13 protein-coding genes and 2 tRNA genes are annotated in these 15948 nt (G+C 69.0%); 10 read left to right on the top strand and 5 right to left on the bottom strand.

What is annotated here, in order from left to right:
• Positions 1 to 58 precede the first annotated feature (58 nt).
• The 3 genes from HDA40_RS19305 to HDA40_RS19295 all read left to right on the top strand — a co-directional run bounded on the left by HDA40_RS19305 (position 59) and on the right by HDA40_RS19295 (position 3101).
• Complete coding sequence (locus HDA40_RS19305) at positions 59 to 2161, top strand: ATP-dependent DNA helicase UvrD2 (protein WP_253757837.1); 2103 nt, start codon at positions 59 to 61, stop codon at positions 2159 to 2161.
• Positions 2162 to 2323: 162 nt separating this feature from the next.
• The gene (locus HDA40_RS19300) at positions 2324 to 2614 is read left to right on the top strand and encodes a hypothetical protein (RefSeq protein ID WP_253757835.1); all 291 of its coding nucleotides are present in this window, start codon (positions 2324 to 2326) and stop codon (positions 2612 to 2614) included.
• 127 nt (positions 2615 to 2741) lie between these two features.
• Positions 2742 to 3101, top strand: coding sequence for a WhiB family transcriptional regulator (locus HDA40_RS19295; protein WP_253763687.1), 360 nt, complete (start codon positions 2742 to 2744; stop codon positions 3099 to 3101).
• Positions 3102 to 3496: 395 nt separating this feature from the next.
• Here the strand turns inward: HDA40_RS19295 and HDA40_RS19290 are convergent, their stop codons facing one another.
• From HDA40_RS19290 to HDA40_RS19280, 3 genes are all read right to left on the bottom strand, one after another.
• The gene (locus HDA40_RS19290; RefSeq protein ID WP_253757833.1) at positions 3497 to 4831 is read right to left on the bottom strand and encodes an ABC1 kinase family protein; all 1335 of its coding nucleotides are present in this window, start codon (positions 4829 to 4831) and stop codon (positions 3497 to 3499) included.
• Positions 4832 to 4877: 46 nt separating this feature from the next.
• Entirely contained in the window at positions 4878 to 5813 is a 936-nt protein-coding gene (locus tag HDA40_RS19285) for a hypothetical protein (protein WP_253757831.1), read from the bottom strand.
• Between the two features lie 158 nt (positions 5814 to 5971).
• Positions 5972 to 6115 (bottom strand): DUF5679 domain-containing protein, encoded by a 144-nt coding sequence (locus HDA40_RS19280; RefSeq protein WP_253763686.1) that lies wholly within the window; start codon positions 6113 to 6115, stop codon positions 5972 to 5974.
• 273 nt (positions 6116 to 6388) lie between these two features.
• Between HDA40_RS19280 and HDA40_RS19275 the strand changes: the two genes are divergently transcribed.
• Entirely contained in the window at positions 6389 to 6922 is a 534-nt protein-coding gene (locus tag HDA40_RS19275; RefSeq protein ID WP_253757829.1) for a M48 metallopeptidase family protein, read from the top strand.
• A gap of 122 nt (positions 6923 to 7044) precedes the next feature.
• Here the strand turns inward: HDA40_RS19275 and HDA40_RS19270 are convergent, their stop codons facing one another.
• A complete protein-coding gene (locus HDA40_RS19270; RefSeq protein ID WP_275979135.1) occupies positions 7045 to 8268 on the bottom strand; it encodes a zinc-dependent metalloprotease in 1224 nt (407 codons plus the stop codon).
• A gap of 268 nt (positions 8269 to 8536) precedes the next feature.
• On the opposite strand from HDA40_RS19270, the gene HDA40_RS19265 reads away from it, so the two are divergent.
• From HDA40_RS19265 to HDA40_RS19245, 5 genes are all read left to right on the top strand, one after another.
• The gene (locus HDA40_RS19265) at positions 8537 to 9553 is read left to right on the top strand and encodes a YlbL family protein (RefSeq protein WP_253757825.1); all 1017 of its coding nucleotides are present in this window, start codon (positions 8537 to 8539) and stop codon (positions 9551 to 9553) included.
• Positions 9554 to 9607: 54 nt separating this feature from the next.
• Positions 9608 to 12460, top strand: coding sequence for a UPF0182 family membrane protein (locus HDA40_RS19260; protein ID WP_253757823.1), 2853 nt, complete (start codon positions 9608 to 9610; stop codon positions 12458 to 12460).
• A 196-nt stretch (positions 12461 to 12656) separates the two neighbouring features.
• Positions 12657 to 12730 (top strand) — tRNA-Met (locus HDA40_RS19255).
• A gap of 87 nt (positions 12731 to 12817) precedes the next feature.
• Positions 12818 to 14629 carry a DNA helicase RecQ gene (recQ, locus tag HDA40_RS19250; RefSeq protein ID WP_253757821.1) on the top strand — a complete coding sequence of 604 codons (1812 nt, stop codon included), beginning with the start codon at positions 12818 to 12820 and terminating at the stop codon, positions 14627 to 14629.
• A gap of 50 nt (positions 14630 to 14679) precedes the next feature.
• Positions 14680 to 14753: transfer RNA gene (locus HDA40_RS19245), tRNA-Met, on the top strand.
• Between the two features lie 58 nt (positions 14754 to 14811).
• Here HDA40_RS19245 and HDA40_RS19240 read toward each other — a convergent pair.
• Positions 14812 to 15120: a hypothetical protein gene (locus HDA40_RS19240; protein WP_253757819.1), complete on the bottom strand. Its 309-nt coding sequence runs from the start codon at positions 15118 to 15120 to the stop codon at positions 14812 to 14814.
• Positions 15121 to 15133: 13 nt separating this feature from the next.
• Between HDA40_RS19240 and HDA40_RS19235 the strand changes: the two genes are divergently transcribed.
• Positions 15134 to 15883 (top strand): DUF5937 family protein, encoded by a 750-nt coding sequence (locus tag HDA40_RS19235; protein WP_253763685.1) that lies wholly within the window; start codon positions 15134 to 15136, stop codon positions 15881 to 15883.
• Positions 15884 to 15948: the final 65 nt, after the last annotated feature.

Genomic DNA, 15948 nt, shown 5'->3' with positions numbered 1-15948 from the left:
TCTACGCAGGGGTGTCTGGCGAGTGCAACGTCAGAGCCGCCTGGAATGATTGCACGCTGTGGCAGGTGACTCAGGACGGCATGATCCACTCCGTGGACTCGATCCGGAGCAGCTGGCGGCGGTGACCGCGCCGGCCGGTCCGGTCTGCATCCTCGCCGGGGCGGGCACCGGCAAGACCCGGGCGATCACCCATCGCATCGCCCATCGGGTGGTCGACGACCAGGTCCAGGCCCGGCATGTGCTCGCCGTCACATTCACCGCCCGCGCCGCGGCCCAGCTCCGCGAACGGCTGGCCGCCTTGAGCGCGACCGGCGTATCGGCCCGTACCTTCCACGCCGCCGCGCTTCGTCAGCTGCGCTACTTCGCCCCCCGCCTGTTGCGCGGCCGCGAGATGCCGGAACTGGTCGACAGCAAGGCGCGGCTGGTCACGCTGGCGGGCTCGCGGGCCGGCGTACGGGCCGACCGCACCACCGCACGCGACCTCTCCTCCGAGATCGAGTGGGCGAAGTCCAGCCTCATCGAGCCGAGCGAATACGAGGTCGCGGCGGCCAAGGCCCAACGCGAGACGCCGTTGCCGGCCGCCGAGATCGCCAAGGTGTTCACGGCGTACGAGCAGGTCAAGCGGGCGGCCGGCATGATGGACTTCGAAGATCTGCTGCGCGCGATCGTGTGGGGGATCGAGGAGCACTCCGACGTCGCCGAGCAGATCCGGTCGCAGTACCGGCATTTCGTCGTCGACGAGTACCAGGACGTCAACCCGTTGCAGCAGCGGCTGCTCGACGCGTGGCTCGGCGGTCGCCGGGATCTGACGGTCGTCGGGGACGCCGCCCAGACCATCTACTCGTTCACCGGCGCGACCTCCGGCTATCTCATCGACTTCCCGCGCCAGTTCCGCGAGGCCACGGTCGTCCGGTTGGTCCGCGACTATCGGTCGACCCCGCAAGTGGTAGGTCTGGCCAACGCGGTGATCCGGCAGGCCGGAGGAGTCGAGGCCAAGCTGCGCCTGGACCTGGTCGGCCAACGGCCTGACGGCCCCGCGCCGGACATCCGGCAGTTCGCCGACGAGCCGACCGAGGCGGCCGCGGTCGCGGCCCGCTGCTCCGAGCTGATCGCCTCGGGCGTCCCGGCCGCGGAGATCGCCGTGCTCTTCCGGGCCAACGCCCAGTCGGAGGCATATGAAGAGGCGCTCGCCGAGGCGGGCGTTCCCTATGTCGTACGCGGTGGGGAGCGGTTCTTCGAACGCGCCGAGGTACGCCAGGCGATGATCGCGTTGCGGTCGGCTTCCCGCGGCGAGCTGGAGGGCACCGTCCCGGACGCGGTCGCCGCGGTCCTCCGCGGTCTGGGCTGGGAACCGGCGCAACCGCCATCCGGTGGGGCCGCCCGGGAACGCTGGGAGGCGCTGGCGGCGCTGCACCGGCTCGCCCAGGAGATCGGCTCGCCGACGCTCACGGAGTTCACCGCGGAGCTGGGCCGCCGGGCGGACGCCCAGCACGCCCCGACCGTCGAGGGGGTGACGCTGGCCAGCCTGCATTCCGCCAAGGGGCTTGAATGGGACGCCGTCTTCCTCGTCGGCCTCGTCGAGGGCACCCTGCCCACGGCGTACGCGAAGACGCCGCAGGCGGTGGAGGAGGAACGTCGGCTGCTCTACGTCGGCGTGACCCGGGCCCGGCACTGGCTGTGGCTGAGCTACGGGCAGTCCCGGTCGCCGGGCGGCCGGGCTCGCAAGCCGTGCCGGTTCTTGCCGAGCCTCGGTGGCTCGGACGCCCCGGCCCAGCGGAAGGGTCCGTCGAAGGTCGACCGTCGGCGGGCCATCGCGGTGTCCTGCCGGGTGTGCGGCGCGACCCTGCTCGGCGGCTCGGAACGCAAGCTCGGCCGGTGCCAGACCTGCCCCGCCGACCTGGACGAGGAACTTTTCGAACGACTCCGGGAGTGGCGGTCGCGGGTCGCCGCCGAGCAGGGCGTCCCGGCGTACGTGGTGTTCACCGACGCCACCCTCACGGCCCTCGCCGAACGCCGTCCCACCAGCACCGATGACCTGATGAGCATCGCCGGCATCGGGCCTCGGAAGATCGAGTTGTACGGGCCCGCGACATTGGCGCTTCTCAACGGCGCGGACGTCGACGATCTTGTCGGCGAAAAAAACTTGGCAACGGAACCGTAAAATCATTTGCGCCTGCTCAAGCAGGCGGAATAACCTTCGGTCACACCAGTTCGAGCGGCGGGAGCAATCCTGCCCGGGAGCTAGACCCGAGCGCGACACCGGCGAGAGCCGGACGCGGAGAGCAGTGAGGAGGTGAGCCAGGTGGGCCTGAAGACGTGGACGATGACGCCGCAGAGACTGCCGATGCTCGCTTCTGCCTGCGCGTCGAACGGTGGCACCAGTCTGCCCACTATCGCCCAGCTGAGCCTGGGTGGCGATGTGTTGATGGCCCGTAAGCCGGGTCACGTCATCGGAGCAGTGTCTCCGCTGGCCGCGCAGCAGCCGCAGACCGTCCTGAGCCCGGAGCAGATCCAGGTCCAGGACCCGCGCGGCGGCTACGCGAAGAAGCCGGAGTTCATGTCGATCAAGGTCGATGGACTCCGCGGTGTTCCGCCTCGAGGTAGGCCGGTCTAGAAAACAGACCACCGGCTCACCTCGAGGCCGCGGAACCCGTACACCGGGATCCGCGGCCTCATTTATTTGCCACTACGGCCACCCCTGGGGAAGAACCCCCAAGAAGGAAGAAGAGGTGAGTAGGACTATGAGTCTGGCGTTGGCCCCAGCTCTCGACGTCCCCGTCGAGCTGGGTGCGGAGCTGCCCTGCCGGAAGTTCGACCCCGACCTGTGGTTCGCCGACGCTCCGGCCGAGCTGGAGCTGGCCCGAGCCCTCTGCGGCGACTGCCCGCTGCGGGCCGAGTGCCTGGCGGGCGCGTTGGAGCGGGCCGAGCCCTGGGGCGTCTGGGGTGGTGAGATCTTCGACCGCGGTGCGATCGTGGCGCGCAAGCGTCCTCGTGGCCGTCCGCGCAAGGAGGACCTCGCCCGTGACGCTGACCTGCGGGCCGAGACGGTCGCCCGGGTGGCGACGGTCACCGGCCGCGAGTCGGTACGACTGGCCGCCTGAACCGAACAGCACAGCAGCGAAGCACCAACCCAGCCGGGTCTTACCGGCTACATCCGAAATAGATGATTGAGAGAGCGAGAAGGAAATGAATCCCACCAGTGGAATGGGCGATATGTATCTACTGAGCGAAGCGCTGACGCGGGCGCGAATGCCTGAGCCTCAGACCGAGGCACCCCGCACCGCGAAGCGCATCGCCATGAAGGCGCTGCGTAAGCAGGCCCGCCAGTCGGGCTCCTTCTGATCGGTAGATCGACGACCAAACACCAGCGCCCGGTCCGCGAGTACGCGGCCCGGGCGCTTTCTTGTCTCCCCAAAACAGGGCTGGATCAGGGTTCTGGGTCGAATCTTGGGTCAAGATTCGATCGGGAACCCTGATCCAGCGCCACATTCCGGTGCTAGACGGGTTCGGACTCGAAGCCCGGCAGGTACTCCGCGATCACGTCGCGATAGGAGGCCTTGGCCTCCAGCTGGCACAGCACCCCGATGGTGCCCATGGTGACGCGCTGGATCATCAGATACGCCGGTGGCAGGTTGAGCTGCCGGCCCATCGCGTACGCCGGGCTCTTCGGGCTGGCGATCCGGGCCGCCTCGCCCCGCAGCCAGGACCGGGTGAACCGGAATTCCTCGGCGCGCAGCGGTTCGAGCATCGGGTCGATCCACTCCAGGATGGCGGGCGCGTCGATGTCGACGTCGGGCTTGACGAAGCCTTCCTCGCGCAGTCCCTTCAGTACGCCGTCGGAATCGCCTTCGAGCGCGAGCCGGGTGAGCCGCCCGATCGGCTCCGGCAGCCCGCCGGGGAGCCGGGCGACCGCGCCGAAGTCGATGACGCCGAGCCGGCCGTCGGGCATCAGCCGGAAGTTGCCCGGATGCGGGTCGGCGTGCAGCATCCCGGCCCGGCTGGGCGCCGAGAACGCCAAGGTCGCCAGCAGCTGGCCGGCCTGGTCCCGTTCGCCGACCGTGCCGGAGTTGATGACCGCCGACAGGGGAGTGCCCTCGATCCACTCGGTGACCAGCACCCGGGGCGCGCTCATGAGCACCCGAGGGATGTGGAACTGCTCGTCGTCGGCGTACGCCTCGGCGAAGGTGGTCTGCGAGGCGGCTTCGAGGTCGTAGTCGAGTTCCTCGACGACTCGCGCCTTCAACTCGGTGACCAACGGCTTCACGTCGAGGCCGGGCTGGATGACGCCGAAGAGCGCGGAGAACCGGGCCAGCTGAGCGAGATCGGCGATCAGGGCGTCGCCCGCGCCGGGATATTGCACCTTCACCGCGACGGGCAGCCCGGTACGCCTGCGCGGCAGCTTCCACTCGGCCCGGTGGACCTGGCCGATGCTGGCCGCGGCGGCCGGATGGTCGTCGAACTCCTTGAAGAGACTGCGCCAGTCCGGGCCGAGCTGGTCGGCGAGGACCTTGTGGACACTGGCGGCCGGCAGCGGCGGAGCCGCCTCCTGCAGCTTCGTCAGGGCCTGCCGATAAGGCCCGGCCAACTCCTCGGGCAACGCGGCCTCGAAGACGCTCAGCGCCTGGCCGAGCTTCATCGCACCGCCCTTGAGCTGCCCCAACACGCTGAACAGCTGCTCGGCCGTCCGCTCTTGAATCCCGGCTGCCACCACGTCGGCCGCCATCCCGGTGACCCGCTTGCCGAACCCGAGAACGGTACGCCCGGCGAAGCCGAGGGGCAGCGACGCGAGCTTGGCAGTGCGGGCTACGGCTCGGCGTGGAATGTCGGTCACCGGGCCATTCTCCCTCATCCGATCGTCCATCATCGGTCCGACATCCTCACGGCGGGCATGCGCAAGCCGGATGCCTCTCCCATCGCCGTCGGCGGATCTCGTCGGCGCCGGAGATCTCCACACTAGCCCCGATCAGCGCGGATGGCCCCCCATCGAGCAGGGTGAGCGCTTCGGCGACCGTCCGCGCAGCTCCCGCGAGCACGGTCACCGCCGAACACGGCGGCTCCGTCTCGATCGACGCGGGCAGCTGGGTCTCCAGGTGCGGCCATCTCGGGTCGCGGTCGATCCGGTGCAGGCCCAGGCACCGCAGACAGGGGCCGTGAGCTGCGACCACCATCGGACCGACGGTGACGGCGGCTTCGCGTACCGTCACCAACAAGAGGGGCAGAGATCGAATCGCCGGCAGCCGCCCGCCGGAGATCTCGATCCGCAGGGCAGCGCCGCCCGCGCGTACTCGGGGGCCGCCGACGCGATCGGGAAGCAGGGCTTGGGGCTCGATCGCTTCCGCGACTCGGCGTACTCCAGCTTCGCGGAGCCCGTCGGCCACCGTCCCGGCCAGCCGTCCGCCACCGCCGATCACGACCCGCGACCGGGCTCGCCGCCGCAGCACCTCCGCCGGCGTCCGCGGTGGCTGCTCCAGCGCCAGCGCGCCCGCCTCAGGGCTCAGCCGCTCGCGGTCCGCGGCCGGCAGCCCCGCCGGGAGCAGGGTGTCCGCGGTGATCACCAGACCGCGGTCCATCAGATCGCGCAGCAGGGTACGCGTGGCGTCCTCGCCCATGCCCAGCGACGCGGCCTGGTCCAGCAGCATTCGTTCGGTACGCGAGCCGTCCAGCAGGTCGAGCAGCCGACCGGCCGACGGGTGCGCCAATTCGAGGACGACCGCCCGGCGTTGATCCAGCCCGAGCTGCACCCGCCGACGATCCCGCCAGAGCGGGCGTACGCCCGGCAACAGCAGCGGCCGGGACTGTCGGCGATGGCTCATGATCGCGATTCTGGGCGGTACGCGGCCGCCCGTCACCGGCCGATCCACAGGTTATGCACAACCCGACGCGGGTTATCCACAGAAAATGGCCGGTTATCCACAGGGTTCGGGCCTCGGCTGTCTGGTCACCGACAGCCGAGGCCCGGAAGTCGGACTTGTCAGGCCTTGCCCAGAATGCGGTTCACCGTGGTCCCGCAGACGGGGCAGGGGCCCTTCGCCATCCTCATTCCGGTCTTCGAGACAGTAACGGTGCCCTGGAAGTCGCGCTTCTCCTTGCACTTCACGCAGTACCCGTTGTACATCTCAGCCACGATGTCCTCCTGTTGCCCTTTCGCCCGCCCATATGCGACAGGCTCGCCCGGAAGTGTGCCTTCCCCACGTCTTCGGATATGTCAGGTACGCCGGGACACGCCGGGCGAGCCCGAGATGATCTTCGGCGCTTTTGTCCAGTACCCGAGTTTTGCGAAGAAAAAAGGCGTGGGACAGGTCTTGCGCACCCCTGCACTCCGCCCGCTACCGTCCAACGCATGAACCGGCTGAACGTCACCGCCGGCGTGAGCTGAACCTGCCATCGAATGGCGGACAGCCGGACGCCCGTCGTCGAGGTGCGGCGCAGTGAGCGCCGACGCCGGACGGTTGCCGCCTACCGCGAGGGTGAGACGGTCGTCGTTCTCATACCCAGCCAGTTCTCCCGGGCCGAGGAAACCGCCTGGGTCGACAAAATGCTGGCCAGGCTGGAAGCCAAGGACAAAAAGGGCGCCCGCTCGGACGATGCGCTGATGGCCCGGGCGAACCAGCTCGTCGCCCGATACTTCGCCGACTACGACGCCAAGGCGCTCCCGATCGGCGTCCGCTGGGTCTCCAATCAGCGCGGCCGCTGGGGCTCGTGCTCACCCGACGACCGGACCATCCGGCTCTCCGATCGACTGCGTGACATGCCTCTCTGGGTCAGCGACTACGTGCTCATCCATGAACTGGCGCACCTGATCGAGCCCAATCACGGCGCGGCCTTCTGGCGGCTGGTGGCCCGCTATCCGAAGACCGAACGGGCGCGGGGCTTCCTCGAAGGCGTCGCAGCCGTCGCCGGCAACGCCTACATCGAAGACTGACCCCCGCCACCACCGTCCAACCGCCGGTTGATCATGGAGTCGGCACCCCCGACACACCGTCGAGGCCGCAGTCAACTCCATGATCAACCGGTAGGCGGGCGGCGGGGTCGAGGGGTCGAGGGCTACTTCTTGTTGTCGGGGTCGTCGGGCTTGTCGTTCGAGCCCGACTCGCCTTCCATCATCTTGCGCAGGTCGGACTCGAAGTCGCCGAGATCGCCCAACGACAGCTGCCCCTCGGCGTACGCCTCGGGGTCGGCGAAGTCGTCGTCGGTGGGCAGCAGGTCGGGGTGGCCCCACAGGGCGTCCCGGCCGGCGACTCCCCGGTGCTCGGTCAGGGCGGCCCAGAGCCGGGCGGCCTCCCGCAGCCGGCGCGGCCGCAGCTCCAGCCCGACCAGGGCGGCGAAGGTCTGCTCGGCCGGTCCACCGGCGGCCCGGCGACGGCGGAACGCCTCGCCCAGCTTGGCCGCGTTCGGCAGGCGTCCCTCGGCCGCGGTGTCCACGACGTGGCTCACCCAGCCCTCGATGAGCGCCAGGACGGTCTCCAGCCGCCGCAGCGCGGCCTGCTGCGCCGGACTGTCCTCCGGCGTGAAGATGCCGGCCATCTGGAGTTCCTGCATCGAGCTCGGGTCGCTCGGGTCGATGCGGCCCATCGCCTCCTCGATCGCGTCGCGGTCGACGCGGATGCCGCCCGCGTACGCCTCGACGGCGGCGAAGACGTGGCCGCGCAGCCACGGGACGTGGCTGAACAGGCGCTGGTGAGCGGCTTCCCGGAGGGCGGCGTAGAGGCGCACCTCGGACGGGTCGATCTCCAGCCCTGCCCCGTACGCGTGGACGTTGGCGGGAACGAGCGCACCGGTGCCGGCCGGGCCCAACGGGAGACCGATGTCACCGGCGGAGAGCACCTCGGCGGCGAGCGAGGCCAGCGCCTGCCCGAGCTGGCCGCCGAAGACGGCGCTGCCCAAGGCGGTCAACATGCCCTGCATCATGCCCAGCTGTGCCCGCGCCTCCTCGGGGACGAGGTCGCTCATCGCCCCGACCATGCGGGACGCGACCGGGTCACAGAGTTTCTTCCACGCGGGGAGGGTGTGGAAGAGCCATTCGTTGCGGTTCCACGCGGCCGTCGTCGTCAGGCCGGTCGGCCACGCCGTCAGCGGTTCCAGCCACAGATCGGCCAGGCGCAACGCCTCGGTGACCGCCGCGCGGTCCGCCGGGGAGACGCCGGGGTCGCCGCCCGCCGAATTGAGCTGGCTGGTCGCCACCTGCCGGGCGAGGTCCCAGTTGACCGGGCCGTCGGTGGCGGCGCTCTGCGCGAGCATGTGCTGCAGACCGGCGAGGAACTGCTGCATCTGCTGCGGATCGTTCGGGTCGGGCTGCCCGCCCGGCAGGCTGAAGCCGAAAGGAGTGTCAGGCACGTACTCCACGGTACGCGAAGTTGAGTCCGACTGACTCAGGGAGGCCCCCGATCCTGGCTGTACGTTCCCTGTGCGTTCGCCGTCGGCCGGACGCCCCGGCGAACCCGGGCAGCTCAGCTGCCTCCGGCGTACAAGCTGAAGCTCGTGCGGACCTATGGGCACGCGGACAGGAACCGTGGAGCGCTGATCTAGTGTTGTCGCCATGAGACGTCGCGGGTGGACCGTTGTCGCGGGGGCCGTGCTGGCCGCGCTGCTGGTGTTCCTGATCGGTCAGGCGCCGGTCAAGTACGTGATCCTCGGACCGGGACCGACCTTCAACACCCTCGGCAGCTACGACAAGAAGCAGGTGATTCAGGTCACCGGCACGTCCACCAGCACGAGCACCGGTCAGCTGCGGATGGTGACGGTGAACGTCACCGACGACATCGACCTGCTCTCGGCGATCAAGGCCTGGTTCGACCCGCAGGAGAAGGTCGTCCCGCGCGAGCTGGTCTACCCGCCCGACCAGAGCAACGAGCAGGTCGAGCAGGAGAACAAGGAGGCCTTCCAGGAGTCGCAGTCCAGCGCGGAGACGGCCGCGCTGCGGGAACTCGGCTACCCGGTCCAGGTCACGGTCAAGGAGGTCGCCTCGGACGGCGCGTCGGCCGGCAAGCTCGCCGCGGGCGACGTGGTCCAGACCGTGGACGGCCAGCAGGTCACCTCCACCCAGAAGCTTCAAGAACTGGTACGCGCGAAGCCGGTCGGCACCGAACTGACCGTCGTCCGTAAGCGGGGCGACGCGAGCGAGACGGTGAAGATCACCACGAAGGCCGGTGACGACGGCACGCCCCGGATCGGCGTCTCAGCCGAGAACAAGCAGCCGCACCCGTTCGAGATCACCTACCACCTGGAGAACGTCGGCGGTCCGAGCGCCGGCCTGATGTTCGCCCTGGGCACCATCGACACCCTCAACACCGAGGATCTGACCGGCGGCAAGGTCATCGCCGGCACCGGGACCATCGACGACGAGGGCAATGTCGGCGTGATCGGCGGCATCGCGCAGAAGCTGGTCGGAGCCAAGGACGACGGCGCGACCTTCTTCCTGACCCCGGGCGGCAACTGCGAGGAGGCCCAGGCCAACGCGGTGAAGGGACTGAAGCTGGTCAAGGTCGAGACGTTGGACGGCGCGTTGCAGGCGCTGTCCGACATCCGCGCGGGCAAGGCGACGCCGAGCTGCTGAGAGCCGAGCTGCTGAGAGGCGTGCGCGACGGCCCCTGATGCCTAAGCTGACAGGGTGACTCTGGCTGAGCATCCCCCGCTGGGCCGTCGCGGACGCACCGCCCTCGTGGTGGTCGTCAGCTCGCTGGCCTTCCTGCTCGTCCTCGGCTGGGTCGTCGCACTGTGGACCGACTGGCTGTGGTTCGACGAGGTCGGCTTCCGCGCGGTCCTCACCAAGGAACTCGGCACTCGCGTCGGGCTCTTCGTCGTGGCGACCCTGGCGACCGGCCTCTTCCTGATCGGCAACCTCGCGCTGGCGGTTCGCCTGCGCCCGTTCATGCCGCCCGGCGCGGGCGGTACGCCGGCCGAGGAGACGCTCGACCGGATGCGGTTCGCCCTGGCCGGTCGGCTCGGCCGCTGGCTCGTGCTGCCGGCCGCGATCGTGGCGACCTTGTTCGGGCTCGCCGCCCAAGGGCACTGGCAGACCTGGCTGCTGTTCCGCAACGCGCAGCCGTTCGGGCAGACCGATCCGCTGTTCCACCGCGACATCGGGTACTACGTCTTCGAGCTGCCGTTCTGGCAGTTCCTGCTGGGCATCGGGTTCACCCTGATCACCCTGGCGCTGCTGGGCTCGACCGCGATGCACGTCGTCTACGGCGGCGTACGCCTTCGCGGGCGCGGCGACCGGATCACGCCCGGCGCGCGTACGCATCTGACCGCCCTGATCGCGGCGTACGTGGGGTTGAAAGCGATGGCGTACGAGCTGGACAAGAGCGCACTGGTCCTCGACGGGAACTCGACCTACGACTTCAACGGCGCGGGCTACACCGACGTCCACGCGGTCGTCTCCGCCAAGGAGATCCTGTCGTACCTGGCGATCGTCGTCGCGATCGCGATCCTCGTCGTCTCCAACGCGGTGCTCCGCAACCTCGTCTGGCCCGGCGTCGCGCTCGGGCTGCTGCTCATCTCGGCGTTCGCGATCGGCGGCGTGGTGCCGTGGTGGGTGCAGACGTTCAAGGTGAACCAGACCCCGACGCTGGAACAGCCCTACGTGCAGGACGCGCTGCGGGCGACGCGGGCCGCGTACGGGCTCGGCGACATGTCGGTGGAACGCTACGACTCGGCGAACACCGAGGCGCCCGCGACGTTGCTCGCCGACCAGACGATCGCCGGCAACATGCGGCTGCTCGACCCGGCGATCGTCGACGAGTCGTTCACCCAGCTCCAGCAGGTCCGGCCCTGGTACGACTTCGGCGACAAGCTGGACGTCGACCGCTACACGGTCAAGGGCCAGACCGGCGACTACGTGATCGGGCTGCGCGGGATCGACTACGCGAAGCTCACCGGGCCGCAGGCCAACTGGCAGAACAAGCACATGGTCTACACCCACGGGTACGGCCTGGTCGCCGCGCCGGCCGACCGGGTGGGCTGCGGCGGCGGCCCGTACTTCGTCTCCGGATTCCTCGGCACCTCGGCGGCCGGGTCGAACTGTTCGGCCGCGGTCGACCAGCTCGACATCACCGAACCCCGGATCTACTACGGCGAAGGGTTCGACGAGTACGCCGTCGTCGGCGGCTCGACCGACGCGCCGATCGAGTACGACCGGCCGTCCGACGAAGCGGCGTACTACACCTACGCCGGCTCGGGCGGCGTACGCCTGGACTCGGCCTGGCGGAAGACCCTGTACTCGTTGGCGTACATGGAGACCCGGTTCCTCCTGAACGACCGGGTCACCGACGACTCCAAGATCCTCTACGTGCGGGATCCGCGGGATCGCGTACAGAAGATCGCGCCGTTCCTGACCCTGGACGGCGACCCCTACCCAGCCGTCGTCGACGGACGCGTCCTGTGGATCGTGGACGGCTACACGACCTCCGCGCACTACCCGTACGCCCAGCGCGTCAACCTGCGCGACGCCACGAACGACGCGTTGACCGGCACCGGCACGACAGCCCAGGCCGGGCAGGAGATCACCTACCTGCGCAACTCCGTCAAGGCGACGGTCGACGCGTACGACGGCACGGTCACGCTCTACGAATTCGACCCGGACGACCCGGTGCTGAAAGCCTGGAACCAGGCGTTCGGCGGGATCATCACCCCGAACGCCTCGATCCCGACCGCACTGGCTGCGCACTTCCGGTACCCCGAAGACCTGTTCAAGGTCCAGCGGGACCTGCTCACCCGCTATCACGTGGCCGACGCGACCAGCTTCGCCGCGGCCAGCGACCAGTGGAAGGTGCCGAGCGACCCGGCCCAGCCCGACAAGACCGCCAAACAGCCGCCCTATTACCTCTACGCCCAGTTCCCCGGCGACAAGCAACCGCAGTTCCAACTGGTCGCCGCGATGACCCCGGGCGGCAACCGGCACAACCTGGCGGCGCTCGTCACCGCGTCATACGCCGGTGGGAAACCCCGGCTCCGGGTGCTGGAACTGCCCAAGGACACCCAGACCGCCGGGCCGAACCAGGCCGCCCAGCTCATGGAGGGGCAGGAGGCGGTGCGTACGGACATCAACATCTGGGGCAAGAACGTCCAGCGCGGCAACCTGCTGTCGCTCCCGTACGCCGACGGCATGCTCTACATCCAGCCGCTCTATGTGAACAACACCACGGACCCGAAGTATCCGCAGCTCCGGAAGATCCTGGCGCTCTACGGCACGAAGATCGGGTACGCCGACACGCTGGAAGAGGCGCTCGCCCAGCTCGCCGGCGCCGCACCGTCATCCCCGTCCACAGTGCAGGCGGCGGTCGCCAAGATCCAGAAGGCGCTCGCGGATCTGAAAGCCGCTCAGCGTACGGGTGACTTCGTGGCCCAGGGGAAGGCCTTGGCCGACTTGGAAGCCGCCGTCCAGGCGTTCTCGGCCGCCACCTCGGCTCCCCCAGCGGGGGCGTCGCCGTCGCCCACGGCGACCCCTCCCCCCTCCGGCTAACCCACCCCCACCCCCTGTCCCGCCGATCATGAACTTGTGGTCGTGATCGACCGGTGTGTCGTGTCCGCAGCTCCCTGATCAACTCCGCGACGGCATGATCACCCGCCGTCGGGGCGGCGGTTCGTGGGGGTGATCCAGATGACGGCGAGTATGGATTTGGCAGCCTGTTCGCCCTGGGGTAATCTTTAGAAGCCGACGCGGGGTGGAGCAGCTCGGTAGCTCGCTGGGCTCATAACCCAGAGGTCGCAGGTTCAAATCCTGTCCCCGCTACTCAGTAGTCAAGGGCGCTTATCCAGTGGATAAGCGCCCTTGACCGTCTTCTGCGAAGGTGTCGGAGCCGGTCCGTAGGATCGACGGGTGCAGGAGCCCCGGGAAGTACTCCGCAAGATCTTCGGCTACGACTCCTTCCGCGGCGAGCAGCAGGAGATCATCGACCACGTCATCGGCGGCGGCGACGCCCTCGTGCTGATGCCGACCGGCGGTGGCAAATCGTTGTGCTACCAGATCCCGGCGCTGGTTCGAGACGGTGTCGCCGTGGTCGTGTCGCCGTTGATCGCGCTGATGCAGGACCAGGTCGACGCGTTGACCGCGCTCGGCGTACGAGCTGGTTTCCTGAATTCGACCCAGGATCTTGAGACGCGTCGCGAGGTCGAGACGGCGTTCCTCGGCGGTGATCTTGACCTGCTCTATCTCGCGCCTGAGGCGCTGAGCGGCGGTTCCGCGATGCGATTGCTGGAGCGTGGCCGGATATCGCTCTTTGCTATCGACGAGGCTCATTGTGTCTCGCAGTGGGGCCACGACTTCCGGCCCGACTATCTGGCGCTGTCGGTGCTGCATGAGCGCTGGCCGGAGGTGCCGCGGATCGCCTTGACGGCCACCGCGACTACCGCGACCCGGAACGAGATAGCCACCCGGCTGAAGCTGACCGAGGCGCGGCGATTCGTGTCCAGCTTCGACCGTCCCAACATCCGCTATCGCATCGTGCCCAAGGTCGACCCGCGGAAACAGCTCCTCGACCTGCTGCGGACCGAACACCCTGGTGACGCGGGCATCGTCTACTGCCTGTCGCGCGCGTCCGTCGACAAGACCGCCGAGTTTCTCAGGGCCAACGGTGTCGAGGCGCTCGCGTACCACGCCGGGCTGGACGCCGCGACGCGTGCCGCGCACCAGGCCCGCTTCCTGCGCGAAGACGGCCTGATCATGGTGGCGACGATCGCGTTCGGCATGGGCATCGACAAGCCCGACGTACGCTTCGTGGCCCATCTCGACCTGCCGAAATCGGTCGAGGGCTACTACCAGGAGACCGGTCGAGCCGGCCGGGACGGGCTGCCGGCCACCGCCTGGCTGGCGTACGGGCTACAAGACGTCGTCCAGCAACGGAAGATGATCGACTCGTCCGAGGGCGACAACGCGTACCGGCGGGGGCTCGCCGCGCATCTGGACGCCATGCTCGCTCTCTGCGAGACGACCGAATGCCGCCGGGCGCAACTGCTGGCGTACTTCGGGGAAGCGAGCGCGAGCTGCGCGAACTGTGACACCTGCCTGGAGCCGCCGCAGTCCTGGGACGGCACGATCCCCGCGCAGAAACTGCTGTCGACGGTGCTCCGGCTGCAACGCGAACGCAACCAGCGGTTCGGCGCCGGTCAGTCGATCGACATCCTCCTGGGCCGCAAGACCGACAAGGTGGTGCAGCATCGGCACGACGAGCTGTCCGTCTTCGGCATCGGCACCGAACTCCAGGAATCCGAATGGCGTGCGGTGGTTCGCCAACTGCTCGCCCAGGGCCTGCTCGCCGTGGAAGGCGGCTACGGCACCATCTCGCTCACCGACGGCAGCGCCGCGGTGCTCAGCCGGCAACGCGAGGTCCTGCTCCGCAAGGAACCTGAGCGTACGCGTCGAGCCGCGGCCGGATCGGCGAAGAAGGCGGCTGCCTCCGCCGACCTCAGCCCAGCGGCCGTGCCGGTCTTCGAGCGGCTGCGCGCGTGGCGGGCGGCGACCGCGAAGGAACAGGGCGTCCCGGCGTACGTGATCTTCCACGACGCGACGCTGCGGCAGATCGCCACCGAGGCGCCCGTTTCGTTGGCGGCCCTGGGCACCGTGACCGGGGTGGGGGAGAACAAGCTCGCCAAGTATGGCGACCAGATCCTGGCGGCGCTCGCGGAGCCGTGACCACCGAGTTGGCGGGCTGGGCGTTCAGCGGGGTAAGGTGGTGTCTTCGACGCGGGGTGGAGCAACTCGGTAGCTCGCTGGGCTCATAACCCAGAGGTCGCAGGTTCAAATCCTGTCCCCGCTACGATTGTTTGGTGAAATGGCGGAACCCCAGGCACACCGTGTCTGGGGTTCCGCCATTTTCATGCCGGTCTGCCGGTGCTCCGGAGATTGCCACCGGTCCACGCCAACGGCAGCGCGAGGACGACCAGGGCCAGGGTGAACCAGGCCGGGGCGAGGTTCAGCTGCCAAGTGGCCAGGGCGCCGGCGATGTTCACGATGAGGCTGATGATGCCGAGCGCGGTCGCGTGGCGGAGCGGATGAGACGGTGCGAGGCGTGCGGCGACATAGCCGCCGATCACGGCGTAGAAGCTGCGGTAGGCGACCTCGGTGAGGTGCAGGACGAAGATCGTGTGCGGCCCGCGCGGCAGGACGCCGAACTGTTCGAGCATGGCGTCGGTGGCGATGGTGAGGGCAACGCCGGTGCCGAATCCAGCGGACTTCGCCGATGAACTCGACCTGCTTCGGCGTACTCCTCCGCAGCGACTTGTCGCGGACCCGGCCGAGGTTCGCGGCATCCCGGCGCCGGTCGTGCGGCGCATCACCGATGACCCGGCCGCCGCGGCCGGCCGCCTCGCGGACACCATGCAGTCCTATTGGGACCTTGCCTTCGCCGAGCACTGGCCGCGCATCCGGACGTTGCTCGAAGCCGACGTGCTTTGGCGTGCCAACCGGCTGGCCATCGGCGGAGCCCGGGCGTTGTTCGACGACCTTCATGAGAGTGTCACCTGGCAAGGCGACCGGCTATTCGCGGCGGGCGCGGGTGACTTCACCGGCCCGGTGTCGGGTGAGGGCTTGCTGCTCGTGCCGAGCACGATGTGCTGGCCGGACGTGCGAAAGATGATCGGGCCGTACCAGTCGACGATCATGTATCCGGTCCGCGGGATCGCCACGCTCTGGGAAAGCGGGCGGCCCCCAGTGCCGGCGGCGATCGACGCGCTGCTCGGGCGGACCAGAGCTGCGATGCTGGTGGCCTTGGCGGAGCCGACCTCCACCACGGTGCTCGCCCGTCGTCTCGCGATCACTCCCGGTGGGGTCAGTCAGCATCTGTCAGTACTGCTTGGCAGCGGCTTGGTCGTCCGGTCGCGGGTGGGGCGATCGGTGCTCTACCGGAGGACCCGCTCGGGTGACCTGTTGATCGCGTCGGCCGGCTGAGGCCATGGCCGAGCTGAGGAAGCAGCGAATGGCACACTGCGTCTCTATCGCCGATAACTCTATCT

The sequence above is a fragment of the Hamadaea flava genome (genome assembly GCF_024172085.1).
Lineage (GTDB): Bacteria > Actinomycetota > Actinomycetes > Mycobacteriales > Micromonosporaceae > Hamadaea > Hamadaea flava.
This window is presented reverse-complemented; position numbering and strand designations above follow the sequence as displayed.